This is a genomic window from Phycicoccus jejuensis, assembly GCF_044797865.1.
GTDB classification, from domain to species: Bacteria; Actinomycetota; Actinomycetes; order Actinomycetales; family Dermatophilaceae; genus Phycicoccus; species Phycicoccus jejuensis.
In genome coordinates this window covers 1,638,201-1,661,844 of the sequence record NZ_CP085209.1, presented here as the reverse complement: position 1 = coordinate 1,661,844, position 23,644 = coordinate 1,638,201, and the positions used below count along the sequence as shown (strand labels likewise).

At 74.7% G+C, this 23,644-nt stretch carries 20 protein-coding genes; 10 read left to right on the top strand and 10 right to left on the bottom strand.

From position 1 onward, the window contains the following. Positions 1-3: 3 nt before the first annotated feature. Positions 4-2,325: a CDP-glycerol glycerophosphotransferase family protein gene (locus LG324_RS07820; protein ID WP_404352836.1), complete on the bottom strand. Its 2,322-nt coding sequence runs from the start codon at positions 2,323-2,325 to the stop codon at positions 4-6. Positions 2,326-2,378: 53 nt separating this feature from the next. Then, positions 2,379-3,905 (bottom strand): LCP family protein, encoded by a 1,527-nt coding sequence (locus LG324_RS07815; RefSeq protein WP_404352835.1) that lies wholly within the window; start codon positions 3,903-3,905, stop codon positions 2,379-2,381. 167 nt (positions 3,906-4,072) lie between these two features. On the opposite strand from LG324_RS07815, the gene LG324_RS07810 reads away from it, so the two are divergent. Both LG324_RS07810 and LG324_RS07805 read left to right on the top strand, forming a co-directional pair. Next, positions 4,073-5,347: an LCP family protein gene (locus LG324_RS07810; RefSeq protein ID WP_030527659.1), complete on the top strand. Its 1,275-nt coding sequence runs from the start codon at positions 4,073-4,075 to the stop codon at positions 5,345-5,347. A 114-nt stretch (positions 5,348-5,461) separates the two neighbouring features. After that, a complete protein-coding gene (locus LG324_RS07805; protein ID WP_404352834.1) occupies positions 5,462-6,973 on the top strand; it encodes an LCP family protein in 1,512 nt (503 codons plus the stop codon). Between the two features lie 75 nt (positions 6,974-7,048). On the opposite strand, the gene aqpZ is transcribed toward LG324_RS07805, so the two are convergent. Continuing rightward, positions 7,049-7,738, bottom strand: a complete 690-nt coding sequence (aqpZ, locus tag LG324_RS07800) for an aquaporin Z (protein WP_404352833.1) — start codon at positions 7,736-7,738, stop codon at positions 7,049-7,051. A 66-nt stretch (positions 7,739-7,804) separates the two neighbouring features. Here aqpZ and LG324_RS07795 point away from each other — a divergent pair, with 66 nt between their 5' ends. Further along, a complete protein-coding gene (locus tag LG324_RS07795; RefSeq protein ID WP_404352832.1) occupies positions 7,805-7,999 on the top strand; it encodes a hypothetical protein in 195 nt (64 codons plus the stop codon). A 43-nt stretch (positions 8,000-8,042) separates the two neighbouring features. On the opposite strand, the gene LG324_RS07790 is transcribed toward LG324_RS07795, so the two are convergent. Continuing rightward, positions 8,043-9,233 (bottom strand): EAL and HDOD domain-containing protein, encoded by a 1,191-nt coding sequence (locus tag LG324_RS07790; protein WP_404352831.1) that lies wholly within the window; start codon positions 9,231-9,233, stop codon positions 8,043-8,045. A gap of 356 nt (positions 9,234-9,589) precedes the next feature. Between LG324_RS07790 and chrA the strand changes: the two genes are divergently transcribed. Continuing rightward, complete coding sequence (gene chrA / locus LG324_RS07785) at positions 9,590-10,963, top strand: chromate efflux transporter (protein WP_404352829.1); 1,374 nt, start codon at positions 9,590-9,592, stop codon at positions 10,961-10,963. Positions 10,964-10,996: 33 nt separating this feature from the next. Here the strand turns inward: chrA and LG324_RS07780 are convergent, their stop codons facing one another. Beyond that, positions 10,997-12,163 (bottom strand): acyl-CoA dehydrogenase family protein, encoded by a 1,167-nt coding sequence (locus LG324_RS07780; RefSeq protein ID WP_207022635.1) that lies wholly within the window; start codon positions 12,161-12,163, stop codon positions 10,997-10,999. 92 nt (positions 12,164-12,255) lie between these two features. Between LG324_RS07780 and LG324_RS07775 the strand changes: the two genes are divergently transcribed. Next, positions 12,256-12,933, top strand: coding sequence for a TetR family transcriptional regulator (locus tag LG324_RS07775; protein WP_051750358.1), 678 nt, complete (start codon positions 12,256-12,258; stop codon positions 12,931-12,933). A 67-nt stretch (positions 12,934-13,000) separates the two neighbouring features. After that, positions 13,001-13,561, top strand: a complete 561-nt coding sequence (locus tag LG324_RS07770; protein WP_030527667.1) for an NYN domain-containing protein — start codon at positions 13,001-13,003, stop codon at positions 13,559-13,561. 50 nt (positions 13,562-13,611) lie between these two features. Here LG324_RS07770 and LG324_RS07765 read toward each other — a convergent pair whose 3' ends face one another. Both LG324_RS07765 and LG324_RS07760 read right to left on the bottom strand, forming a co-directional pair. Then, the gene (locus tag LG324_RS07765) at positions 13,612-14,127 is read right to left on the bottom strand and encodes a putative immunity protein (RefSeq protein WP_404352827.1); all 516 of its coding nucleotides are present in this window, start codon (positions 14,125-14,127) and stop codon (positions 13,612-13,614) included. A gap of 19 nt (positions 14,128-14,146) precedes the next feature. Next, positions 14,147-15,208, bottom strand: coding sequence for a TIGR03560 family F420-dependent LLM class oxidoreductase (locus LG324_RS07760; protein ID WP_404352826.1), 1,062 nt, complete (start codon positions 15,206-15,208; stop codon positions 14,147-14,149). Between the two features lie 67 nt (positions 15,209-15,275). Here LG324_RS07760 and LG324_RS07755 point away from each other — a divergent pair, with 67 nt between their 5' ends. The 3 genes from LG324_RS07755 to LG324_RS07745 all read left to right on the top strand — a co-directional run bounded on the left by LG324_RS07755 (position 15,276) and on the right by LG324_RS07745 (position 20,378). Next, positions 15,276-16,445: a nucleotide sugar dehydrogenase gene (locus tag LG324_RS07755; RefSeq protein WP_030527670.1), complete on the top strand. Its 1,170-nt coding sequence runs from the start codon at positions 15,276-15,278 to the stop codon at positions 16,443-16,445. A gap of 80 nt (positions 16,446-16,525) precedes the next feature. Then, a complete protein-coding gene (locus LG324_RS07750) occupies positions 16,526-16,981 on the top strand; it encodes a CoA-binding protein (RefSeq protein WP_030527671.1) in 456 nt (151 codons plus the stop codon). 100 nt (positions 16,982-17,081) lie between these two features. Continuing rightward, complete coding sequence (locus tag LG324_RS07745; protein ID WP_404352825.1) at positions 17,082-20,378, top strand: CDP-glycerol glycerophosphotransferase family protein; 3,297 nt, start codon at positions 17,082-17,084, stop codon at positions 20,376-20,378. Positions 20,379-20,431: 53 nt separating this feature from the next. Here LG324_RS07745 and purE read toward each other — a convergent pair whose 3' ends face one another. Together purE and LG324_RS07735 are read right to left on the bottom strand one after the other, a co-directional pair. Continuing rightward, positions 20,432-20,947, bottom strand: a complete 516-nt coding sequence (gene purE / locus LG324_RS07740) for a 5-(carboxyamino)imidazole ribonucleotide mutase (RefSeq protein WP_404352824.1) — start codon at positions 20,945-20,947, stop codon at positions 20,432-20,434. After that, positions 20,944-22,128 carry a 5-(carboxyamino)imidazole ribonucleotide synthase gene (locus LG324_RS07735; protein ID WP_404352822.1) on the bottom strand — a complete coding sequence of 395 codons (1,185 nt, stop codon included), beginning with the start codon at positions 22,126-22,128 and terminating at the stop codon, positions 20,944-20,946. The genes purE and LG324_RS07735 overlap by 4 nt, the downstream gene beginning before the upstream one ends. A gap of 40 nt (positions 22,129-22,168) precedes the next feature. Between LG324_RS07735 and LG324_RS07730 the strand changes: the two genes are divergently transcribed. After that, complete coding sequence (locus LG324_RS07730; RefSeq protein WP_030527675.1) at positions 22,169-22,645, top strand: GtrA family protein; 477 nt, start codon at positions 22,169-22,171, stop codon at positions 22,643-22,645. Positions 22,646-22,655: 10 nt separating this feature from the next. On the opposite strand, the gene LG324_RS07725 is transcribed toward LG324_RS07730, so the two are convergent. Further along, the gene (locus LG324_RS07725; RefSeq protein ID WP_030527676.1) at positions 22,656-23,639 is read right to left on the bottom strand and encodes a sensor histidine kinase KdpD; all 984 of its coding nucleotides are present in this window, start codon (positions 23,637-23,639) and stop codon (positions 22,656-22,658) included. Positions 23,640-23,644 lie beyond the last annotated feature (5 nt).

The window sequence follows — 23,644 nt, the reverse complement described above, 5'->3', positions numbered from 1 at the left end:
GGCTCACCGGCGGGGCAGCGCCCCGACGTCGAGCAGGCGCCGCACGACGCGCTCGGCGGCGTGGCCGTCGTCGAGCGCGTTGAAGTCCGCCCGCCAGCGCGCGTAGCGCTCGGCCCAGCGGGCCCGCTCGTCCGGGTCGTCGGCGCGGGCCACGGCGTCGGCGACCTCCTCGACCGAGCGCACGAGCGGCCCGGGGGCCCGCTCGCCGAGGTCCCACGCGAAGCCGCGCACCTCGCGCTCGTAGTGCTCGGCGTCGGCGACGTGGAAGACCATCGGCCGCCCGGTGGCGCTGAAGTCGAACATCACCGACGAGTAGTCGGTCACGAGGACGTCGGCGAGGGCGAGCAGGTCGCTGACGTCGGGGTAGCCGGTGACGTCGAGGACCCGGTCGGCGCCCACCTCGGCCCGCAGCCCCAGCGTGCGCGCGTGTCCGCGGGCCAGCACCGTCCACCCCGGGCCGAGCCGGTCGGCGAGGGCGACGGCGTCGAGGGGGTCGGGGCCGTCGAGGGCGTCGTCGCGCCAGGTCGGTGCGTAGAGGACGACCCGCGGCGTCGTGACGCCCAGGCGCGCCCGCACGTCCTCGCCGGAGGAGGTGACGACGACGTCGTTGCGCGGGTAGCCGAGCGTCCACATCGGGCGGGCGACGGCGTAGCTGCGGCGCAGCGCTCGGGCAGCGAAGGGGTTCTGCGCGAGCATCGCCGACCAGCGGGTCGACTGCTTGACGACCGCCGCGAACAGGCGCGGCGTGCGGTCGCGCCGGCCGAGCGCGATCCGCTTGAGCGGCGTGCCGTGCCACGTCTGGAGGACGAACTGCTCGCGGCGTGGGCGCCAGCCGTCCTCGATCCAGTCGTTGAGGACGAGCAGGTCGGCGCGGTCGCGGGCGGCCAGCCACTCGGGCGACCCGACGCGCACGGCCGTCGCGCCGGCGGGCACCTCGACGTCGTCGCGGGAGACCGACCAGTACCGCTGCACGTCCGGCGCGACCCGGGCCAGCTCGCGGTCGATGGCCGCGGGGTTGCACGAGACGTTGCGCCCGTGGAAGCTCTCGAAGAAGGCGGTGCCGCGGACGGGTCCCACCGGCGCGGTGGCGGGCCGTCCGAGCAGGGCGTCGACCCGGTCCACGACGCGCGCGGCCGCGCGCCCGTCTCGTCGCTGGTGGTAGCGGTCGGCCAGGGCGCGGGTGTGCCGCAGCGCCTCGTCACGCCCGGGCGCCCCGACCCAGGTGTCGGAGAGCCGGTCCAGCGCCTGCGCCCAGGTGCGCTCGACCCGTCCGGCGGTCGTCGCCGCGTAGGGCTCGTAGAGGCCGTGCCGCCGCGTGTAGTCCTCGAGGTCGGGCGCGAGGAACACGAGCGGGACCCCGGTGACCGCCGCGTCGATGACGACCGACGAGTAGTCGCTGACGACGGCGTCGGTGGCCCACAGGACGCGCATCACCTCGGGCTCGAGCGCGGAGTCGAGCAGCCGGACGGCGTCGGACCGGTGCGACCAGTCGCCGACCGCGAGCGGGTGCGGGCGCACGACGAGCACCGCGTCGTGGGCGGCGAGCCAGGACTCGACAGCGGCCCACTCCGCCTGCGTCGGCACGACGGGGTCGGCGGCGCCGTCGCGCCAGGTGGGGGCGAGGAGGACGACGCGCCGCCCGCCGAGGTCGCCGACCGAGGCCTCCAGCCGGGCCCGCGCGGCGTCGCGCCGCTCCTGCTCCGTGCCGCGGAACAGCACGTCGGCGCGCGGCTCGCCGAGGACCTCGACCCGCTCGGGGTCGGCCCCGAGCGCGGAGGCCATGAGCGGCGCCACCGTCGGCGACGAGACGGGCAGGAGGCCGATGCGGGCACCCCCGCGCCGGTACATCGCCCCGAGCAGGGCCGGGACGGGCGGAGCGTCACCGAGCAGCGGCAGGCGCATCGCGGCCGGGCTGTCCAGGTGCATCCGCTTGAGCGGGCTGCCGTGCCACAGCTGCACGACGAGGGCTCCCCCGGTGCCGAAGCGGCTGGCGTCGCCGTAGCCGTGGGTGAGCACGACGACGGCGGCCCGGGTGGCGGCACGGAAGGCCGCGAGGGAGCCGTGGCGCAGGGCGCGGACCCCGAGGGCCCGGGCGTCCGCGGCCTCCTGCGGGGTGCGGGCGAGCCACGTCACCTCGGCGGCCCGGCCACGCTCCACGAGCTCCTCGACGAGGGCGCGGGCACCGTCGTGGACGCCGTAGGCGCTGCCGACCACCCAGGTCCCGGGACGCCGGGGCACGACCCGCGTCACGAGGTCCCCGAGCACGTACTGCGGGAGCCAGAGGACCTTCTCGGCGTTGCGTCGGGCGAAGGCGGTGTCGGGCACGGCGGTCAGTATTGCCCATCGGGTGACGGCGCCGACGGTGCGCGCGGCGGACGTCAGCCGGCCGAGCAGACGCCGGCGAGGTCCTCGGTGTTCGCGTCGGGGTCGGTGCCCGGGCGCTCCATCACGGCAGGTGTCGAGGCCTCGGGCGTCGGGGTGGCCTTCACCGGGCTGCTCGTGGTCGCGGCGCCGCTCTTCGCGGCGGGCGACGCGGCCGCGGCACGCGGCGCCGGCGCCTTCTCGGAGGCGGCGATGGCCTTCGCCACGGTCGAGCGGACGACGGCCGGGTCGTAGTCCCAGGGCTTGATGAGCGGCGGGACGAAGTTGACCGACGTGATCTTCTCCTGCTTGGTCTTCACCGCGACGTCGGCGAGCCCGGCGAGCGCGTCCTGCGGGATGTCGGTGCTGAACACGCCCTTGGAGGCCGCCGCGAGGTCACCGAAGTTGAGCAGCACGGTCTGCGGGTCGAGCTGCTTGACGAGGGCGGTGACGACGCAGCGCTGCCGGGCCATCCGCTCGTAGTTCGTCGACTGCGTGCGGCTGCGGGCGTACCAGAGGGCGTGGAAGCCGTCGAGGTGCTGGCGACCGGGCTCGATCCACTCGAAGATCTCGCGCGACCCGCCGCCCATCGGCGTGCGGCGCTGCACGGCGATGTCGAGGCCGCCGACGGCGTCGACGAGGCTGCTGAAGCCCTTGAGGTCGACCATGACGTAGTACTGGATGTCGAGGCCGGTCAGCGACTCGACCGCCTCCCGGGTCGCGAGCAGGCCCGGGTCGGGGGTGCCGGCGGGGAACCGGTCGGCGTGGTCGTGGCCCCAGGTGTAGAGCGCGTTGAGGAGGCACTCGTCGCCGCAGGTCCAGCCGTCGGGCATGAGGCCGGCCATGACCGACCCGGGGCGGAACCGGATGTTCTCGGTCTCGCGCGAGAACCCGAAGAGCACGGCACGACCGCTCTGCGCGTCGACGCTCGCGAGCTGGATGGAGTCCGGGCGCAGGCCGGTGCGGCCCGCGCCGCTGTCGCCGCCGAGGAGCAGGACGTTGTACCGGCCGTCGACCGCGCCCGCGGCCTCCCCGGTCCCGAAGACCGAGGTCATCGCGGCCCGGGCGGTGCCGACGGTCGTGCCCAGCCAGCCGACGAGGCCCGGGACGAGCAGGAGCACCAGGAGCAGCACGAGCAGCCGGCGGCGGTCGCCGGCCGGGAGCCGGTCCGGGCGCCCGAGCCGCCAGGCGTCGACGAGCAGGACGACCCAGAGGACCGCGAGGCACAGGAGCAGTCCCTGGAGGAGGACCAGGACGACGCCAGAGGTGAGCACCGAGAGCAGCGTGGTGCGGCTGACCAGCCCGACGAGCACGGCCACGAGGGCCAGGCAGAGCACCCCGGCCCACACCCGCAAGGCGAGGCGACCCAGCCGCTTGCTGCCGGCGGCGACCTGCGCGCTGCCGGGCAGCACGAGGGTGAGCACGAGGAGGGTGACGGCGCGGCGCCGCTCGCGGCTGCCGGCGCGTCGTCCCCGCGTGTCGACCCGCAGCGTGTCCCCGACCGCGTCGCGCTCGAGCAGGTCGGTACCCCGTCGCTCCTCCATGGTCAGCCAGTATCGGCACGCCCGGCGCGGGCGCGGCCGAGGCGCGCCGGGGGCCGGCCGAGCGCGCGACCGGCGCCGCGGCGCGCTCGGCCGGCCCCGCCGTCGCCGCCCTCCCGGCCGGTCCCGTCATACTGGATCGCCGCGACCGACCCGGAGGTGGACCCACGATGCGCGACGACGACCGCGCCCGACCGATCCCCCAGGGGTCCGACGACGACGTCTACGTCGTCGACACGCGGCGGCGCCCCCGGGCGTCCGCGCCCCGGTCCGCGCCCACCGGCTCCCGCTCCGCACCCACGGGTGCCCTCCCCCGGACCCCGCGCCGGCCGGCGCCGGCGGCCGCCGAGCCCGCCGGCGGGTACGACGAGTACGGCCGTCCGCTCCCCGCGCGCGGCGGGGACGGAGGTCGCGGCGGCCGCTCGGCGCGCCCGGTGCGCGAGCCGCGGCCCCCGCGCCGTCGCCGTCCCGCCCGCCGGGTCGCGCTCCTCCTCGTCCTGCTCCTCGTCGGCTGGGTGGCCGTCACGGCCGCGGCGCCGTGGCACGCGTGGACGACGGTCAGCCGCGAGGACACCGAGCCCGCGGGCGAGCGCCCCGCCGCCGGCGACGGCCACACCTACTTGCTCGTCGGGTCGGACAGCCGCGAGGGGCTGAGCGCCGAGCAGAAGAAGGCGCTCGGCACCGGCTCCGCCGAGGGCCGCCGGACCGACTCGATCATCCTCGTCCACGTGCCGTCGGGCTCCGGCAAGCCCGCCCTCGTCTCCGTCCCCCGCGACAGCTACCTCCCGATCCCCGGCCGCGGCAGCAACAAGGTCAACGCCGCCTTCGCCTTCGGCGGTCCGAAGCTGCTCGTCCAGACGCTCGAGCAGGCCACCGGGCTGCGCATCGACGGCTACGTCGAGATCGGGTTCGGGGGCTTCGCCAACGTCGTCGACAGCCTCGGGGGCGTCGACATCTGCGTGCCGCGCGACATCAAGGACGCGAAGGCGCACCTCGACGTGAAGAAGGGCTGCCAGACCCTCGACGGGCCGACGGCGCTCGGGTACGTGCGGGCCCGGTACTCCGACCCCAAGGGCGACCTCGGCCGGGCCGAGCGCCAGCGCCAGTTCCTCGGCGCCGTGATGAAGGAGGCCGCGACCCCGGGGACCGTGCTCGTGCCGTGGCGCTGGTGGTCCTTCACCCACGCGGCGGCCTCGAGCGTCTTCGTCGGCGAGGACACCTCGCTGCTCGACGCGTACCGCATCCTCTCGACGATGCGGAAGGTCTCCTCCGACGAGGCGCTGAGCCTCGTCGTGCCCGTGTCGGACCTCAACGCGACGACGCGGGCGGGCTCCTCGGTCCTCTGGGACGAGCAGCGCGCGAAGGAGCTGTTCGGCATGCTGCGCGACGGCACCCCGCTCGACGCGCCGCCGCCGGGGACGGACGGCACCCCCTCGGGTCGCTGACGAGAGCGACACCCGGACGGGCCCGACCCTGGACGCGCTCCTCAGCCCGGCTCGTTACACTCCCCGACGTCCCGCACCGCGGGGCCCCTGACCAGCACCCGTGGGGAGGACCCGGTGGACGGCGTCGAGCCGGATGCGCACGAGACACCCGCGGCCGACGCGTCACGCTCCCGTCGCCGGGAGATCCACGGCGGCCGACCGCGGTGGCGTCGGCGCCTCGCGATCGGCCTCGTCTCCCTCGTCGTCGTCGGGGGCGCCGGCGGCGCCGTCGCGGCGTGGCGGCTGAACTCGAACATCACGAAGGTCGACGTCTCGGGCGCGCTCGGTACCGACCGGCCCACGTCCGCCCCGCAGGCGCGCGGCGCCGTCAACATCCTGCTCGTCGGCTCCGACACGCGGGAGGGCGACGGCAACGACGCCATCGGCAAGGTCGTCGAGGACCCGGGCCAGCACTCCGACACCAACCTGCTGGTCCACCTCTCCAAGGACCGCTCGTGGGCCACGGTCGTCTCCATCCCGCGGGACTCGATGACCAAGGCACCCCCGGAGTGCTCCCCCACCGCCCCGAAGGACCAGTGGGTCACGCGGCAGTGGAACCACAACTACAAGATCGGCGGCATCGGCTGCCTCATCCGCACCCTCGAGGGCAACACCGGCGTGCGCGTCGACCACTACGGCGTCGTCGACTTCCGCGGCTTCCAGTCGATGGTCGACGCCCTCGGCGGCGTCCCGGTCTGCACCCGCGAGGCCATCGACGACAAGGAGTCGGGCCTGCGCCTGAGCGCGGGCACCCACACCCTCCAGGGCAAGCAGGCGCTCGCGTACGTCCGCACCCGCAAGTCGGTCGGTGACGGCTCCGACCTGGGCCGCATCCAGCGCCAGCAGGCCTTCCTCTCCTCGATCGCGCAGAAGGCCACCTCGAGCCAGCTGCTCTTCCAGCCCACGCGGCTCTACGGGTTCCTCGACGCCGCGACGCGCTCGCTGACCACCGACCCGGAGTTCGGCCTCGGCACGATGAAGGACCTCGCCGAGAGCGTGCGCGGCATCGGCCTGGACAACATCGAGTTCGTCACCGTCCCCCACGAGGCCTACGAGCCCGACCCCAACCGCGTCCAGTGGCAGGAGTCGGCGCAGGTCATCTGGACGGCGTTCCGCGAGGACCGCCGGCTCGGGCAAGAGCCGGAGGCCACCGCGTCGCCGTCCCCGACCGCGTCGCCGCTCACCGTCTCCCCCGACGAGGTGCGGGTCGAGGTGCGCAACGGATCGGGCGCCTCGGGCCTGGCCTCCCAGGCGGGCGCCGCCCTCGCGGTGCAGGGCTTCACCGTCACCGCGACCGGCAACGGGGAGCGCCGGACCGGCACGCTCGTCGAGTACGGCGCCGGGCAGGAGGAGGCCGCACGCACCGTCGCCGCCGCCTTCCCCGGGGCGACGCTCGAGGAGGCGTCCGGGCTCGGGAGGACCGTCCGCGTCACGCTCGGCGCCGGCTCCGAGAACGTCGTCGAGGTCGAGAACCGCACGGGGACGAAGGCCCTGCCGGACCAGCCGGTCAGCGCACCGAAGCCCGCCCCGACGCCGACGCCCACCATCGAGGCCCGCCCCGCCGACGCCGACATCTGCGGGGCCTGAGGACGCACCCGGTCCGACGACCGACGGCGGCCCCGGCGCGAGAGCACCGGGGCCGCCGTCGTCGTCAGGGCGAGGTCAGGGACGCAGCCGCGAGGCGACGAGCCCGCCGAGCACACCGCCGGCGAGCGGCGCGAGGACGAACAGCCACACCTGGCCGAGCGCGGCGCCACCGGCGAACAGCGCCGGGGCGATCGAGCGGGCCGGGTTGACGGAGGTGTTCGTCACCGGGATGGACACGAGGTGGATCAGCGTGAGCGTCAGGCCGATCGCCAACGGCGCGAACCCCTTCGGGGCGCGCTCGCCGGTGGCACCGACGATGACGAGGACGAACACGGCCGTGAGCACGACCTCGACGACGAGGGCCGCGAGCAGCCCGTACTGCTGGGGCGAGTGGTTGCCGAAGCCGTTGGTCGCGAACCCGTCGGCCGTCGTGAAACCGGGACGCCCGGAGGCGACGGCGAGGAGGACACCGGCGCCGAGGACCGCCCCGACGAGCTGCGCCGCGACGTAGGCGGGCACGTCCCGCCACGAGAACCGGCCGGCCACGGCGAGCCCGACGCTGACGGCCGGGTTGAAGTGCCCACCCGAGAGGTGGCCCACGCCGTAGGCGGCGGTGGTCACGGCGAGGCCGAAGGCCAGGGCGACGCCGAGGTAGCCGACCCCGACGAGCACGGGTCGACCGTCGGCCTGCGCCGTCGCGGTGGCGGCGAGGACGGCCGTGCCGCACCCGGCGAGGACGAGGAGCTCCTGACCGCGCGTCCGCACGCCGAGGTCGTCGCCGACCCGCGCAGCGGCCGCGCCCTGGGCGCACCCCGCGGGCCCACCCCGCTGGTGGTCACCGTGACCCGCGGGCTGCAGCAGGCCCTCGCCACCGCCGGCCCGGCCGACCTGCGCGACGCGGTCGCCGCCTCCGCCGACGGTCCGGCGGCCGGATGGCGGGACCGCCCGGACGTGTACCGGCTGGCGCGCCTCGCGCGGGAGGCCCTCGCCGCTGACCTGCTGCTCTCCTGCCGCGTCCGCGCGTGAGGGGCACGCGGACCGTCCCACACCGTGCGGCTGCGGACGTCGTTCACGCCGAGGGGCCGGGCATCCCGTTGACGTAGGGCATCGCCCACGCGAACGCGCGGGCCGCGGCGGCGTCGAGGTCAGCAGCGGCGGCGGCGGGCGACGCGTCGAGCACGCCGTGCTGGAACGCCGCCACCTCGGCGACCAGCTCGCCGGCGGCGCTCGCCCTGCGGAAGGCGGCGTCGGCGACCGCTGCGGGCACGTCGAGCATCCCCGCCACGTCCTCGATCGGGACGCCGAGCAGCAGGTCGAGGGCGGACAGCAGCCCGGCGGTGAAGGCGAAGTCCGGCTCGCAGACCGAGCGCTCGGCCGCGAGCAGCTCGCAGGTGCGGGCCCGGACCAGCGCGGTCGCCAGCCCGTCGGCTCCGGCCCCCGGCCGCCCCGAGAGCAGGGTGAGCGCCACCCACTGCCGGATCCGGACGGTGCCGAGCATGACGAGGGCCTCGCGGATGCCGCGGACCTCGCGCCGGAGCCCGTGGTCGGCGCCGACCGACGCCAGCTGCAGCACCTGGAGCACGAGCCCGGGCTCGCGACGCAGGATCGCCTCCAGCGCGTCGAGGTCGACGTCCTCGGTGAGCAGGGTCGTCGCGAGGTTGACGTGGGCCAGCGCGGCGGTGGGGATGGTCTGGCCGCGCACCACGCGCGGCTTCTCGATGGCGTAGCCCTGGAACAGCTCGAAGCCGGAGCGCATCGCCCAGTCGAGGTCGTCGAGCGTCTCGAGCTTCTCGGCCAGCAGCCGCACGCCGTGGGGCCGGCACCGGTCCGCGAGCGCGAGCGAACCCTCCCGGCCGAGGGCCTGCACGTCGATCTTGACGATCGTGGCGAGCTCCAGCAGCCGCTCGGCGCCGTCGATCCACACGAAGTCGTCGAGGGCGAGCTGGTACCCGCGCGCGACGAGGTCGCGGCATCCCTGCACGGACTCGTCGTCGACGGTCACGGTCTCGAGCACCTCGATGACGGTGCGCGCGGGCGGGAGGGTCACGGGGGTCCTGCCGGTGAGCACGCCCCGCTCGGCGTTGCAGAAGATCACCTTGTCGCCGACGAGCTGGGCGACCCCGATGGTCAGGGCACCCAGCACCACGTCGGCGGTCATCTGCTCCCCGGAGGGCAGCGGGGTGTCCGACCGCGCGGCGCGGTACAGGAGCTCGTAGCCCATGACCGCGCCGGTGCGGTCGACGATCGGTTGGCGTCCCACGGCCACCGCGGGGGTGGCCGTGGACGTCGCGGGCTCCCCTACAAGCACGGTCCGTCCTCCAGTTGTGTCGACCCCGTGATTGTGCGCAGAGGTGGGACCGGGCGGCCGCTCGACGGTGGACGAATCAGCCGATCGTCCGACCAGACCGTGCGATCGGCCGGACTTCCCTCCGGTGCACCACCTCTCGGCCGCTCTCGACGCGCCCCGCTCAGCCGCTCGTGACCAGCTGTGGGCCACGGCCCCCGAGCACCCATGGACCGCCGGTGCGTCCGCAGGCACGCGACGTCGCCACGGGCGGTGGCTCGTCCCACGTCCCCGCCGTCCCCTACCTTGGTCCGCGACCGAGGAGGACCACCGTGGCCGACGCCCAGCCTGCCGCCGACCGGCGCACCGACCTGGTGCCGTTCGCGGAGGCCGTCCGTGCGTGGTTCTCGATCTCGCTGCAGACCTTCGGCGGGCCGGCGGGCCAGATCGCGGTCATGGAGCGCGAGCTCGTCGAGCGGCGTCGCTGGATCGGCCACGAGCGCTTCCTCCACGCCCTCTCCTTCTGCACCCTGCTGCCGGGGCCCGAGGCCCAGCAGCTCGCCGTGTACGTCGGGTGGCTCCTCAACGGCGTCCGAGGGGGCCTCGTCGCGGGGACCCTCTTCGTCCTCCCCGGGCTCGTCGCGCTCCTCGGGCTCTCGGCCGTCTACGTCGCGTGGGGAGAGACCGCCGTCGTCTCGGGGGTGTTCGCCGCCGTCGCGCCGGCCGTCCTCGTCGTCGTCGCGCAGGCCGTCCTGCGAGTGGGTCGCAAGGCGCTCACCACCCGCCTCTCCGTGGGCATCGCGGTGACGGCGTTCCTGGCCCTCGGCCTCGTGCACGTGCCGTTCCCCCTCGTCGTGCTCGCGGCCGGCCTGGTCGGGCTGGTCGCCGCTCGCGGCCAACCTCCGACGGCGGCCGTGCCCTCCCGCCCCGGCGACGTCGCCCCGGTCGTCCGGGATGACACCCTCCACCACGTCCGCCCGACCCGGGGGTACGTCGCCCGCGTGCTCGGTGTCGGCCTGCTCGCGTGGGCCCTGCCGATGACCGCCGTCGTGCTCCTCACCGGGCGGGGCAGCGTCTTCACGCAGCAGGGGCTGTTCTTCACGGGGACCGCCCTCGTCACCTTCGGCGGCGCCTACGCGGTGCTCGCCTTCGTCGCGCAGCGGGCGGTCGAGGTGTACGGGTGGCTGGCCCCCGGCGAGATGGCCCGGGGGCTCGCGCTGGCCGAGTCGACGCCCGGGCCGCTCATCATGGTCGTGCAGTTCGTCGCCTTCCTCGGCGCGTACCGCGACCCCGGCGCCCTCTCCCCCTGGGCCGCCGGGGTCCTCGCGTCGCTCCTGACGACGTGGGTCGTATTCGTCCCCTCGTTCGTCCTCGTCTTCCTCGGCGCCCCGTTCATCGAGCGGTTGCGCGGCAACCGCACGCTCGCCGCCGCGCTGGGCGGGGTCACCGCCGCCGTCGTCGGCGTCATCGCCCACCTCGGCGTCTACCTCGCGGTCCACACCCTCGCCGACCGCACCGTCGTCGCGGCCCTCGGGCCGGTCTCGGTCGAGCTCCCGGACCCGCGCGCGCTCGACCCCGTCGCGTTCGGCCACCTCGCGCTGGCCGCCGTGCTGCTCCTGTGGCGCGGGTGGTCCGTGCTGCGGACCCTGGCGGCCTGCGCGGGCGTCGGACTCGTCGTCGCGCTCGCCCGCCTGGCTCTGGCCTGACGAGCGTGGCGGCGGCTCGGCCGGGTCGGCGGGTCAGCCCTTGAGGAGCTGGCGGGCCATGACGATCCGCTGGACCTGGTTGGTGCCCTCGTAGATCTGGGTGATCTTCGCGTCGCGCATCATCCGCTCGAGCGGGAAGTCACGCGTGTACCCGGCGCCGCCGAGCAGCTGGACGGCGTCGGTCGTCACCTGCATCGCGACGTCGGACGCGTAGGCCTTGGCCGCGGCGCCGAAGAACGGCAGGTCGGCGTCGGAGCGCTCGGACTTCGCGGCGGCGACGTAGACGAGCTGGCGGGCGGCCTCGAGCTGCATCGCCATGTCGGCGAGCATGAACTGCACGCCCTGGAACTCCGCGACCTTCTTCCCGAACTGCTGCCGCTCCTTGACGTAGGCCACGGCCTGGTCGAGCGCGCCCTGCGCGATGCCGACGGCCTGCGCACCGATCGTCACGCGGGTGTGGTCGAGGGTCGCGAGGGCGATCTTCAGGCCGGCGCCGACCTCGCCGACGACGCGGTCGCCGGGGATGCGGCAGCGGTCGAAGTGCAGCTCGCGGGTCGGGCTGCCCTTGATGCCGAGCTTGCGCTCCTTCTCGCCGAAGGAGAAGCCCTCGTCCGACTTCTCGACGACGAAGGCGGTGATGTTGTTGCCGCGCGGGCCGTCGGGGTCGGTCACCGCGAGGACGGTGTAGTACTCGGAGACACCGGCATTCGTGATCCAGGACTTCTGGCCGGTCAGCACCCAGTCGTCGCCGTCGCGCACGGCCTTGCACTTCATCGCCGCGGTGTCCGACCCGGCCTCGCGCTCCGAGAGACCGTAGGAGAACGTCGACTCCCCCGCCGCGAGCGGCGTGAGGTAGCGCTTCTTGACGTCGTCGTTCGCCGCGAGGAGCAGCGGCATCGAGCCGAGCTTGTTGACCGCCGGGATGAGCGAGGACGACGCGCAGACCCGGGCGACCTCCTCGATGACGAGGCAGGTGGCGAGCGCGTCGGCCCCCACGCCGCCGAACTCCTCGGGCACGTGCGGGGCGAAGAAGTCCGAGGCGACGAGCGCGTCGTGCGCCTCCTGCGGGTAGCGCGACTCCTCGTCGACCGCCGCCGCGAACGGCGCGATCTTGTCCTCGGCGACGGCGCGGACGGCCTCGCGGATGGCCTCGTGGTCCTCCGAGAGCCGGTAGGTGTCGAAGTCGGGGTTGCCGCTCATGGGTGCTTCTTCCGTCCGGCGGCCGGGGCCGCGTGGTACTCAGTCCCGTCTCACGATACTCAGTACCACCGTCAGCGTCTATCGTGGGCCGTGTGACGTCCACCCCCCGCGAGCGGCTCACCGACGCCGCCTTCGCCCTCTTCGCCGAGCGCGGCTTCCACGAGACGACGGTCGACGACGTCGTCGCCCGGGCGGGCGTCGGCCGCACGACCTTCTTCCGCGTCTTCAGCGGCAAGGAGGACGCGGTCTTCCCGGACCACGAGGCGCTCGTCGCACGCGTCGAGGAGCGCCTGGCCGCGTCCGAGGCCCCCGCGCTGCAGGCGGCGGCCGACGCCGCGGGGCTCGTGCTCGAGCACTACCTGGCCGAGGGCGACCGGGCGCGGCTGCGCTACCGGATCACCCGGCAGGTCGCCGCCCTGCGCGACCGCGAGGCCGCGAGCCAGCTGCCCTACCACCGCACCTTCCGGGTCTTCCTGCGCCGGCTGACCGACGAGAGCGAGGCCTCCGACTTGCGCGCCGAGCTCCTCGCGGGCGCCGTCGTCACCGCCCACAACCACGTCCTGCGCCGGTGGCTGCGTGGCCACACCGACGCCGCCGACGCCCGCGCCGAGCTCGGCCGGGCGATGGCCGAGGTCGCCCGCTGGGCGGCGCCGTCGGGCTCTCCCGCCCCGCCGCCGCCCGAGACCGAGATCGTCGTCGTGCGCTCCTCCCGCCCCGTGGAGGAGCTCCTCCCCGCCCTGCGCGCGGCCGCCGGCGAGCCGACGACCTGACGGCCCGGGCCGGACCGCACCGGCCCCCGGGGGCGACGTGGACCGCCGGGCCCCCTAGCCTGCCCTCATGGACGAGAGCGGCCGGCTGACCTACGTGCTGGTGGACGGCGAGAACATCGACGCCACCCTGGGCAACGCGATCCTGGCCCGGCGGCCCCGGCCCGAGGAGCGCCCGCGGTGGGAGCGGGTCCTCAAGTTCGCCGAGGAGCACTGGCAGCAGCCGACCCGCGGGCTGTTCTTCCTCGCAGCCAACTCCGAGCTGCCGATGTCGTTCGTCCAGGCGCTGCTCGCCATCGGCTACCGCCCGGTGCCGCTGTCCGGCGACCCGGGCGTCAAGGTCGTCGACGTCGCGATCCAGCGCACCCTCGAGGCGCTGCAGGAGCGCTCCGCCGACGTCATCCTCGTGAGCAACGACGGCGACTTCCTGCCGCAGGTCGAGGGCCTCCTCGACGGCCGCAAGGTCGCGGTCGCGGGCTTCGACGAGTTCCGCAACCAGGCCTTCAACGCGCTCGTGGGCCGTGGGCTCGAGGCGCTCGACCTCGAGCACGACGTCCGCGCGTTCAAGGAGCCCCTCCCGCGCGTCCGGATCATCCCCATCGACGAGTTCGACCCCACCCTCTTCCTCTGACCGACCCCACCCCCACCCTGGGGAAAACCGGGGCTGGACGTCGCGCGCGGTCAGGTGTGGAAGAGGTCCCAGCACAGGGGGTTGCGGCGCTCCTGGTCCTCGAGGACGAGCCCGCGCACGGCCTGGGGCAGCTGCGCGCGCTGCCACGCGCACTCGGCCCTCCCCGCCGCCTCCGCCTCGCCGGGCGCTGCCGCCGCCCGCACGGCCTTGAGGGCGTACGCGGCCGCCCCAAGGTCGTGCGCCGCGACGTGCGCGACGCACGCCGCCTGCCCGCAGGCGTAGGCCGCGAAGCGCGAGGCCCCTCGCAGGTCGCGGGCCGCCCCCATCGCGTGCCCGCCGGCCGCACGCGAGGCCATCATCCCGACCTCGCCGCGCACCCAGCCCCGGACCGCCTCGAGGGCGGCCCGGGGGCGGGGGTCGTCGGGCCGCTCGGCCTCGACGAGCGGCAGGACGTGCTCGGCGCAGGCCACCGCCCACAGGGCCAGCAGGCGGTGGTCGGCGTCGGTCAGGGTGCCCCCGCGGCGGACGGTCGTCAGCCGCGGGTCCCGCTCGGGCGGGAGGATCACCGGAGCCGGCCCGGGTCGGTCACTCGCCGCGCAGCAGGTGCCACAGGTGGCCGTGGCGCTCGCGGTCGACGAGCTCCGGCATCACCTCGCGCTCGAACAGCTCGACGCCCGAGAGGTCGTAGGCCTGCTCGACGAAGTAGGTGATGGCGTACGTCATCCCGCGCGCCTGGAGGTCCTTGAGCTTCTCGACGACCTGCTCGGGCGTGCCGACCAGGGGCCCGGTCTCGAAGGAGCGCACGGTGTCGTCGACGACGTCGTCCGGCAGCCCGGCGGACGCGTAGTGGTCGCGGATCCACGCGAGCCGCTCCTGCACCTCGCACTCGTCGCGCCCGATGACGACGTTGTAGTTGGCGCTGCGGACGATCTCGCCGAAGTCCCGACCGATGTCGCGGCAGTGCTGCTCGAGGATCGCGCTCTTGGCGCTGAAGCCCTCGGGCGAGCCGTCGAAGTTCGTGTAGTCGGCGTACTCGGCCGCGATGCGCAGCGTCTTCTTCTGGCCGCCGCCGGCGACCCACATCGGGATGCCGTTCGCGCGCGAGCCCGGCATCGACGTGCCCTGCAGCGGCTGCGGGAAGCACATCGCGCCGTCGACCTGGTAGTGGTCGCCGTCGAGCGTCGCGCGCCCGGTGGTCCACATCTGCCGCATGACCTCGACGCCCTCGCGCAGGCGGGCCAGCCGCTCGCCGGCGCCCGGGAAGCCGTAGCCGTAGGCCCGCCACTCGTGCTCGTACCAGCCGGCGCCGATGCCCATCTCGACGCGTCCCTCCGAGACGGCGTCGACGGTGGCGGCGACCTTGGCGAGGTAGGTCGGCTCGCGGTAGCCCAGGCAGGTGCACATCTGGCCGAGGCGGACCCGGCCGGTGACGCCCGCGAACGCTGCCATGAGGGTCCACGCCTCGTGCACGCCGGCCTCGGTCGGCCGCGGGACCGGGTGGAAGTGGTCGTAGACCCAGATCGAGGTCCAGTCCTCGATGCCGTCGGCGCGGCGCGCGAGCCCGGCCATCACCCCCCAGTGCTGGGCCGGGTCGATGCCGACGAGGTCGTGGCGCCAGCCCTGCGGGACGAACAGTCCGAACTTCATCGTGAGCTCTCCTCGTGGTCGTGGACCTCGATCATGCCCCAGCGCGCCGAACCGTAGGCTGTCGGCCGTGACCCACAGGATCTGCGTCGTCGGCACCTCGTACGTCGGGCTCTCGCTCGCGGTCCTGCTGGCGCGCCGGCACGACGTCGTCGCCTTCGACATCGACGAGTCCCGCGTCGCGACCCTGCGCGAGGGTCGCAGCCCCATCTCGGACCCCGACATCGAGAGCCACCTCGCCGCCGGCGGGCTGAACCTCACGGTGACGACCGACAAGGAGGAGGCGTACCGGGGCGCAGAGTTCGTCGTCGTCGCCACCCCGACGAACTACGACGAGCGGACGAACTACTTCGACACGAGCAGCGTCGAGCAGGTCGTCGGCGACGTCCGCCGCATCGCGCCCGACGCCACCGCCGTCGTCAAGTCGACCGTCCCCGTCGGGTTCACCCGCGGCCTGCGCGAGCGCCTGGGCACCGACCGCGTCGTCTTCAGCCCCGAGTTCCTCCGCGAGGGCCGCGCGCTGCACGACAACCTCCACCCCTCGCGCATCGTCGTCGGCGACCGCAGCGAGCGCGGCGAGCTCTTCGCCCGCCTCCTCGCCGAGGCGGCCCTCGACCCCGACGTGCCCGTCCTGCTCACCGACCCCACCGAGGCCGAGGCGATCAAGCTCTTCGCCAACACCTACCTCGCGATGCGGGTCGCGTACTTCAACGAGCTCGACACCTACGCGGCGACCCACGGGCTCGACACGCGCCAGATCATCGACGGCGTCGGCCTCGACCCGCGCATCGGGACGCACTACAACAACCCGAGCTTCGGCTACGGCGGCTACTGCCTGCCCAAGGACACCAAGCAGCTGCTCGCCAACTACGCGGACGTGCCGCAGACGCTCATCCAGGCGATCGTCGACGCCAACACGACCCGCAAGGACTTCGTGGCGACCGACATCCTCGCCCGCCGCCCGAAGGTCGTCGGCATCCACCGGCTCATCATGAAGTCCGGGTCCGACAACTTCCGCAGCAGCAGCGTCCAGGGCGTCATGAAGCGCCTCAAGGCCAAGGGCGTCGAGGTCGTCGTCTTCGAGCCCGAGCTGCACGAGGACCACTTCTTCGGCTCGCCGCTCGTCTCGCTCGAGGAGCTCAAGGAGCGTGCCGACGTCATCGTCGCCAACCGCCTCGTCGACGAGCTCGCCGACGTCGCGGACCGCGTCTACACGCGTGACCTCTTCGGCAACGACTGACGGGCCCCGACCGTCCCGCCGTCGGGAGCCCGTCCGCGCGGCGCCCCCCACCGGCACCGGCGGCGGAGCATGATGGACGGATGGGCGCACTGAGGCACCAGAACGACCCCGACCTGATCCGCGAGCTGCTCATGGACCCCGGCATCTGGGTGGTCGTCGGCCTGTCGGACAACCGGTCCCGTCCCGCGTGGTCGGTGTCGCGCTGGATGAGCGTCGAGCTCGGGACGCCGATCATCCCGGTGCACCCCAAGGCCCAGACGGTCCACGGCGCACAGGGGTACGCGAGCCTCGCCGACATCCCCGACCAGGACCTCAAGGTCGTCGACTGCTTCGTCAACTCCTCGCGGGTCGGCGCGGTCGTCGACCAGGCGATCGAGCACAAGGACCGCCTCCAGCTCGACGCCGTGTGGATGCAGGTCGGGGTGGTCGACGTCGCGGCGGCCGAGCGCGCCCGGCGCGCGGGCCTCGGCGTGGTCATGGACACCTGCCCGAAGATCGAGTGGCCGAAGGTCCGCCGCGACGGCATGCAGCGCTGAGCCCCGCTCCCGGGCACCCCTCGGACCCCGATATCGTTGACCCAGCGCGCGTGCTCACCGGCGCTCCCCTCTGCTCCGACCCCGAGAGGCCTCCACCGCCGTGCGGATCCTGCGTCCCGCCACCCTCGAGCGGCTCGAGGTCACCCAGACCGACGACAGGCTCGAGGTCCTCGTCGTCGCCCGCCCCGGGGTGCGGCTGCTCGAGGTCGCGGTGGTCGCCCGGGCGGGCGAGGTCGCCACGCTGTGGTCGGCGCCCCTCGGCGGCAGCAGCACCGAGCGCGCCCGTGTGCCCCTCGCGGAGGTGGGCGCGTCCGCCGACCCCCGCTTCGAGACGATCGTCCGGGCTCCTCGCCCCGGCACCGACCCGATGGCCATCCTCGACCTCGAGCTCACCCTCGAGGCCGACGAGGGCGACGACGTCGTCCGCCCGGGCCGGGGCACCTACCGCACCCTGCCCGTCCGGGACTCCTCCTTCGCCGCCTCCCGGGCGGTGGAGGTCCCCGGCGGCGTCATCGCCCCGTACCAGCGCCGCGGGGGCAACCTCAGCCTCGCCTACGCCCGCCAGGAGCCCCCGGTGTCGGGGTCCGGCCGGGTCGTCCGGGTGCGGGCCTCGCACGAGGGATGGGAGGTCCACGGTGTCGTCGACACCCGCAGCTTCGCCCTCACCTCCGGTGAGCTGACGCTCGTGGCGCGGCGGACGGGCGAGCGCATCCCGCTGCGCACCGAGCTGACGCCCCTCTCGCCGGTGGAGCGGCCGGCCGCGGCCCGGCGCACCCGCTTCGTCGCGCACCTGACGGCCGCGGACGTCGTCGGGCGCCTGGACCGGCCGGAGTTCCTCGACGTCGTGCTGTCGGCCGACGTCGCGCACCACCACCGCCGCGCCGAGGTCCCCGTCCGCCAGGTGGCCCGGCGGATGCGGCTCTCGATGCCCGCGTCCGTCCTGCGGTCCGGCGACGGCGCCGGCGAGGTCCGCGCCTACCGCACCTTCAAGTCCGGCGCCCTCGCCCTCGAGTTCCGTCCGCTCGACGCCGCGGCCGTCGACCTCGCCCGCTCACCGGCGCGCAACGGGGTCCGCCTGCGCTGGCAGACCCGGCACCGCCCGGTCTGGGTGGTCGGCGAGCGTCCGGACACCGCCCAGGACACCGGGATCGCGCTGTACCGCCACCTGCGCGAGCACCACCCCGAGATCGACGCGCGCTACGTCATCGCCCCCGGGTCCCCCGACCGCGAGGCCCTCGGCGACGACCCGGGAGTGCTGGAGTTCGGCAGCCGCGAGCACGTCGAGGCCACCCTGGCGGCGCGGCGCATCCTCTCCTCGCACCACGGCGACTACCTGCTCGCCACCCGCAGCCCCGCCTTCCAGCGCAACGTGCGGGCCCGCCGGGTCTTCCTCCAGCACGGCGTCATGGGAACCAAGAACATGGTCGCCAACTACGGCTGGAAGGCGCCCGGCTTCAGCGCCGACGCGTTCGTCGTCAGCTCCGAGCGCGAGCGCCGGATGATCGTCGACGACTTCGGCTGGCCCGAGCACCGGGTCGTCGTCACGGGCCTGTCGCGGCACGACCGGCTCTTCGAGAAGCACCCGCCGCCCGAGCGCCGCCTCCTCGTCATGCCGACGTGGCGGGACTGGCTGCGCACCTCTGACGACGTCGCGACGAGCGAGTTCTTCGCGCGGTGGAACGACCTGCTCCACGACCCCGCGCTCGTCGACTTCCTGCGCCGCAACGACCTGCGCGCGGACCTCTACCTCCACGCGAACATGCAGCCGTTCGCGCACCTCTTCGACCTCTCGCACGTCGACGTCGTCCGCCACGGCGAGGTGAGCATCCAGGACCTGCTGCTGCGCTCGACCGCGATGCTCACCGACTACACGAGCGCGGCGATCGACTTCTCGTTCCTCGACCGCCCGGTCATCTACTACCAGTTCGACCGCACCCGGTTCATCGGCAAGCGCCCCTCGCACTTCGACCTCGACGAGGAGCTGCCCGGCGAGATCGTCGCGACCAGGGCGGAGGTGCTCGAGGAGCTCGACGCCGCCGCCGCACGCGGGTTCGCCATCAGCCCGGCGGCCCGGCGCAAGTCCGACAACCTCATCGCCCACCGCGACGCCGGCGCCCGCGAGCGCATCGTCGAGGCGGCCCGCTCGGCCCCCCGTCGACGCCTGGACCCGCCGGGCCTGCGCGACCTCGTCGGGTCCGCCGAGCGGCTGTGGCGGCGCTCGAGCCGCCGCGGCAAGGTCGCCGCCGTCCGTCGCCGGGTCGTGCGTCCTGCCGGCCGGGTCGCCTTCACCCTCGCGAGCCGGCTGCCGCGCTCCTCCCTCGTCGTCTTCGAGAGCAACATCGGCAACGACCTCGGCGACAGCCCCGGCGCCATCCACCGCGAGGTGCTGCGCCGCCGCCTGCCGGTGCGGACCGCGTGGAGCCTCGAGCCCGGCGTGCCGGTGCCGGCCGACGTGCCGGTGCTGCGCCGGCAGTCGCTGCGCCACCAGTGGGTCATGGGTCGCGCCCGCGTCTGGGTCAGCAACCAGAACATGCCGGCCCTCGTCCCCCGGCCGCGGGCGACGTCATGGGTGCAGACCTGGCACGGCACGCCGCTCAAGCGGATGCTCCACGACCTCGACGCCGTCGTCGGCCGCGACGCCGGTTACGTCGGGCGCGTCGACCGGATGATCGGCGACTGGAGCGTGCTGCTCTCGCCCGGGCCGTGGGCCACCGAGCGCTTCCGCTCCGCCTTCCGGTACGACGGGCCGGTCATCGAGCAGGGCTACCCGCGCAACGACGTGCTCGTCACCGCGCCGCAGGAGCGCGCCGCCGCGGTGCGCCGCCGCCTCGGCCTCGCCCGGTCCAAGAAGGTCCTCGTCTACGCGCCGACCTTCCGCGACGACCAGCGCTCGGGCAACCGCTTCACCTTCACCGTGCCGGTCGACCTCGACGCGCTGGTGCGCCTCGTCGGCGAGGAGTACGAGGTGCTCGTGCGCCTGCACCCGGTGGTCCGCGGCAAGGTGCGGCTGCCGTGGGGTGTCCACGAGACCGGCGCCGGCTTCGAGATGGACGACCTCCTCGCCGCCGCGGACGTCCTCATCACCGACTACTCCTCGGTGATGTTCGACTACTCCGTGCTCGGCCGGCCGATGGTCTTCTTCGTCCCGGACCTCGACCACTACCGCGACTCGCTGCGGGGCTTCTACCTCGACTTCGAGCAGGAGGCGCCCGGGCCGCTCGTGCGCACGACCGCCGAGCTGGCCGAGGTGCTGCTCGACGACGCGCGCCTGGCCGGGTACTCCCCGGCGGTCCGCGACTTCCGCGAGCGGTTCGCGCCCCTCGACGACGGCGGCGCCGCGCGGCGCGTCGTCGACGACCTGCAGCGGCGCGGCATCCTCCCGGCCGACCCCGCCTGAGCCGACCGGCCGGGGCCGACCCCGCCTGAGCCGACCCGGCCGGAGCCGAGGGCTCAGGAGCGGCGGCGCTCCCGCAGGGCCGCGCCCTTGGCGTGCGCCTGGTCGCGCAGCGCGGTGCGGAACTCCCCCATCGCCGCACGCAGCCGCTGCGCCTCGGCGCCCTCGCCGGACCCGAGGATGCGGGCCGCGAGCAGGCCCGCGTTGCGCGCCCCGCCGACCGACACCGTGGCCACCGGCACGCCGGCGGGCATCTGGACGATCGAGAGCAACGAGTCCATCCCGTCGAGGTACTTCAGGGGCACCGGCACGCCGATGACCGGCAGCGAGGTGACCGACGCGAGCATGCCGGGCAGGTGCGCGGCACCCCCGGCCCCGGCGATGACCACGCGCAGCCCGCGCTCCTCGGCGGAGCGGCCGTACTCGAGCATCTCCTCGGGCATCCGGTGCGCGGAGACGACGTCGACCTCGCACTCGACGCCGAGCTCCTCGAGCGCGGCGACGGCGGCCCCCATGACGGGCCAGTCGGAGTCCGAGCCCATGACGACGCCGACGACCGGCTGCGTGCTCATTCGGTGACCACTCCCTGGAGGTAGTCGGCGGCGTGCCCGGCCCGCTCGCGCAGGTCGGCGAGGTCGTCGCCGGAGACGTTGACGTGCCCGATCTTGCGGCCCGGGCGCACGCCCTTGCCGTAGAGGTGGACCTTGGCCTCGGGGTCGCGGGCCATGACGTGCCGGTAGGCCGGGTAGAGCTCGGGGTAGTCACCGCCGAGGACGTTGGCCATGACGGTCCACGGCGCGCGCGGCCGCGGCGAGCCGAGCGGCAGGTCGAGCACCGCTCGCAGGTGCTGCTCGAACTGCCCCGTCACCGCGCCGTCCATCGACCAGTGGCCGGAGTTGTGCGGGCGCATCGCGAGCTCGTTGACGACGAACCCTGGCTCGCCGTCCGCCCCCTCCAGCTCGAAGAGCTCGACCGCGAGGACACCGGTGACGCCGAGCGCGCCGGCCACGCGCAGCCCCGCCTCGACGGCCCGCGCCGACAGGTCCGCGTCGAGCGCGGGCGCCGGGGCGAGCACCTCGGTGCAGATGCCGTCGGTCTGGACGGTCTCGACGACGGGCCACGCGGCCGCCTGCCCCGAGGGGCTGCGTGCCAGGAGCACGGCGAGCTCGCGGCGGAAGGGCACCTTCTCCTCGAGGAGCAGCCCGGTGCCGGCCTCCTGGGCCCGGGCGAGCCAGTCCTCGAGCTCGGCGGCGGACGACACGACGGCCACGCCCTTGCCGTCGTACCCGCCCCGCGGGGTCTTGGCGACGAACGGCCGGCCGACCTCGTCGGCGAAGGCCTCGACGTCGGCCGCGGTGTCGGCGCGCACCCAGCGGGGGCACGGCACCCCGAGCGCGGTGAGCCGCTCGCGCATCGCGAGCTTGTCCTGGGCGAAGCGCAGGGCGTCGGGCGTCGGGTGCACCGGCACCCCGGTCGCGACGAGCTGCGCGAGGACCTCGGCCGGGACGTGCTCGTGGTCGAAGGTGACGACGTCGCAGGCCTGCGCGAAGGCGAGGACGGCCTCGGCGTCGGTGTGGTGGCCGACCGGCGAGCTCGGGACGACGAGGGCGGCGCTGGCGTCCTCGGCCTCCGCGAGGACGCTCAGCGTGACACCGAGCTCCGCGGCGGGGCCGGCGCACATCCGCGCCAGCTGCCCTCCCCCGACGATGCCGACGACGGGGAACCCTCCGGGCGCACGACGTGGGGTGGTCACCCGGCCGAGGATACCGACCTGCACTCAGTAGGCTGCACGGGTGACCGCCCAGGACGCCCCCTCGCGAGGCCCCGTCTCCCGCGTCCTCGCCTCGGCGCGGGGCGCGGTCGACGTGCTGTACCGCGAGATGATCAAGTTCGGGGTCGTCGGCGCCGTCGCCTTCGTCATCGACCTCGGCGGCGCGAACCTCCTCTGGCACACCGTGCTCGCCGACAAGATCACGACCGCCAAGATCATCTCCGGGGCGGTGGCCACGCTCGTCGCGTGGATCGGCAACCGGCAGTGGACCTTCCGGCACCGCCGCAGCCGCCCGGTCCACCACGAGGTGATGCTCTTCTTCGGGGTCAACCTCGTGGCGCTCGGCATCTCGGCGCTCGTGCTGGCCCTCTCGCACTACGGGCTCGGGTTCGAGAGCCGCCTGGCCGACAACGTCGCGACGGTCGTCGGCATCGGCCTCGGGACGCTCTTCCGCTTCTGGGCCTACCGGCGGCTCGTCTTCTCGCACGAGCCCCTCTGAGACCTGCCACTCAGTCGGTGCTGACCGACAGGAAGAGCGCGAAGACCGGCGGCGCGGCGCGGGCCAGCTCCAGCCGGCCCCCGGCGCCCTCGGCGAGGTCGCGCGCGAGCGAGAGCCCCAGCCCGGAGCCGGACGACGACACCGAGCGCTCGAAGATGTGCGGCGCCATCGACGCCGGCACCCCGTCGCCCTGGTCGCTCACCTCGATGACGACCGACGGCCCCACGCGGCGCGCGTTGACCTCGACCGTCCCGCGCCCGTAGGCGAGGGAGTTCTCGAGCAGCGTCGTGAGGATCTGGCCGAGCGCCACCGGGGTCGCGCGCACGAGGAGGCCGCGCTCGCCGCTCACCTTGATGCTGCGCCGTGCCTGCGCGAAGGCCGGCTGCCACTCGCGCTGGAGCGAGGCGAGGACCGAGTCGAGCGAGACCGACGGGTTGACCTCGGCGCCGTGCCGCGTGCGCGTCATCAGGTCGTCGACGACCTTGCTCAGCCGCTCGACCTGCCCGATGGCGATCGTCGACTCCTCGGCGACGACGGAGAGGTCGTCGGTGAGGTTGATCTCCTCGAGGCGCATGAGGAGCGCGGTGAGCGGCGTGCGCAGCTGGTGCGAGGCGTCGGCCGCGAAGTCGCGCTCCGACGCCAGGCGCCGAGCGCCCTGGGCCGCGCCGCGGATGAGGGCCGCGTCGAGCCGGTCGACCTCGACGATGCCCGAGTGCAGCGGCACCGGCCGGTCACCGGCGTTGAGCCGGTCGACCCGTTGTCGGAGCGTCTCGAGCAGCGTCGAGACGCGCGCGGCGCTGCGCTCGGCGAGCCACATCGCCCCGAGGACCGCCACGGCGAGCGCGGCGAGCACGGTGATCCCGGGCGCGACCCAGGACGCGGGGTCGTCGGTCGTCGGCACGCCCTCGGCGGCGACCCCCGCGACGGCGGCGACGGCGGCCACGGTCGTGAGCCCGAACGCCTGGAGGACGACGGTCAGCGCGATGCGGCGCACGCGGC

Excerpts from the sequence above, each read along its gene's own strand:
- LG324_RS07815 (WP_404352835.1), bottom strand. The coding sequence starts at position 3,905 with ATGGAGGAGCGACGGGGTACCGACCTGCTCGAGCGCGACGCGGTCGGG.
- LG324_RS07810 (WP_030527659.1), top strand. The coding sequence starts at position 4,073 with ATGCGCGACGACGACCGCGCCCGACCGATCCCCCAGGGGTCCGACGAC.
- LG324_RS07780 (WP_207022635.1), bottom strand. The coding sequence starts at position 12,163 with ATGAGCGGCAACCCCGACTTCGACACCTACCGGCTCTCGGAGGACCAC.
- LG324_RS07770 (WP_030527667.1), top strand. The coding sequence starts at position 13,001 with ATGGACGAGAGCGGCCGGCTGACCTACGTGCTGGTGGACGGCGAGAAC.
- LG324_RS07760 (WP_404352826.1), bottom strand. The coding sequence starts at position 15,208 with ATGAAGTTCGGACTGTTCGTCCCGCAGGGCTGGCGCCACGACCTCGTC.
- LG324_RS07750 (WP_030527671.1), top strand. The coding sequence starts at position 16,526 with ATGGGCGCACTGAGGCACCAGAACGACCCCGACCTGATCCGCGAGCTG.
- purE (WP_404352824.1), bottom strand. The coding sequence starts at position 20,947 with ATGAGCACGCAGCCGGTCGTCGGCGTCGTCATGGGCTCGGACTCCGAC.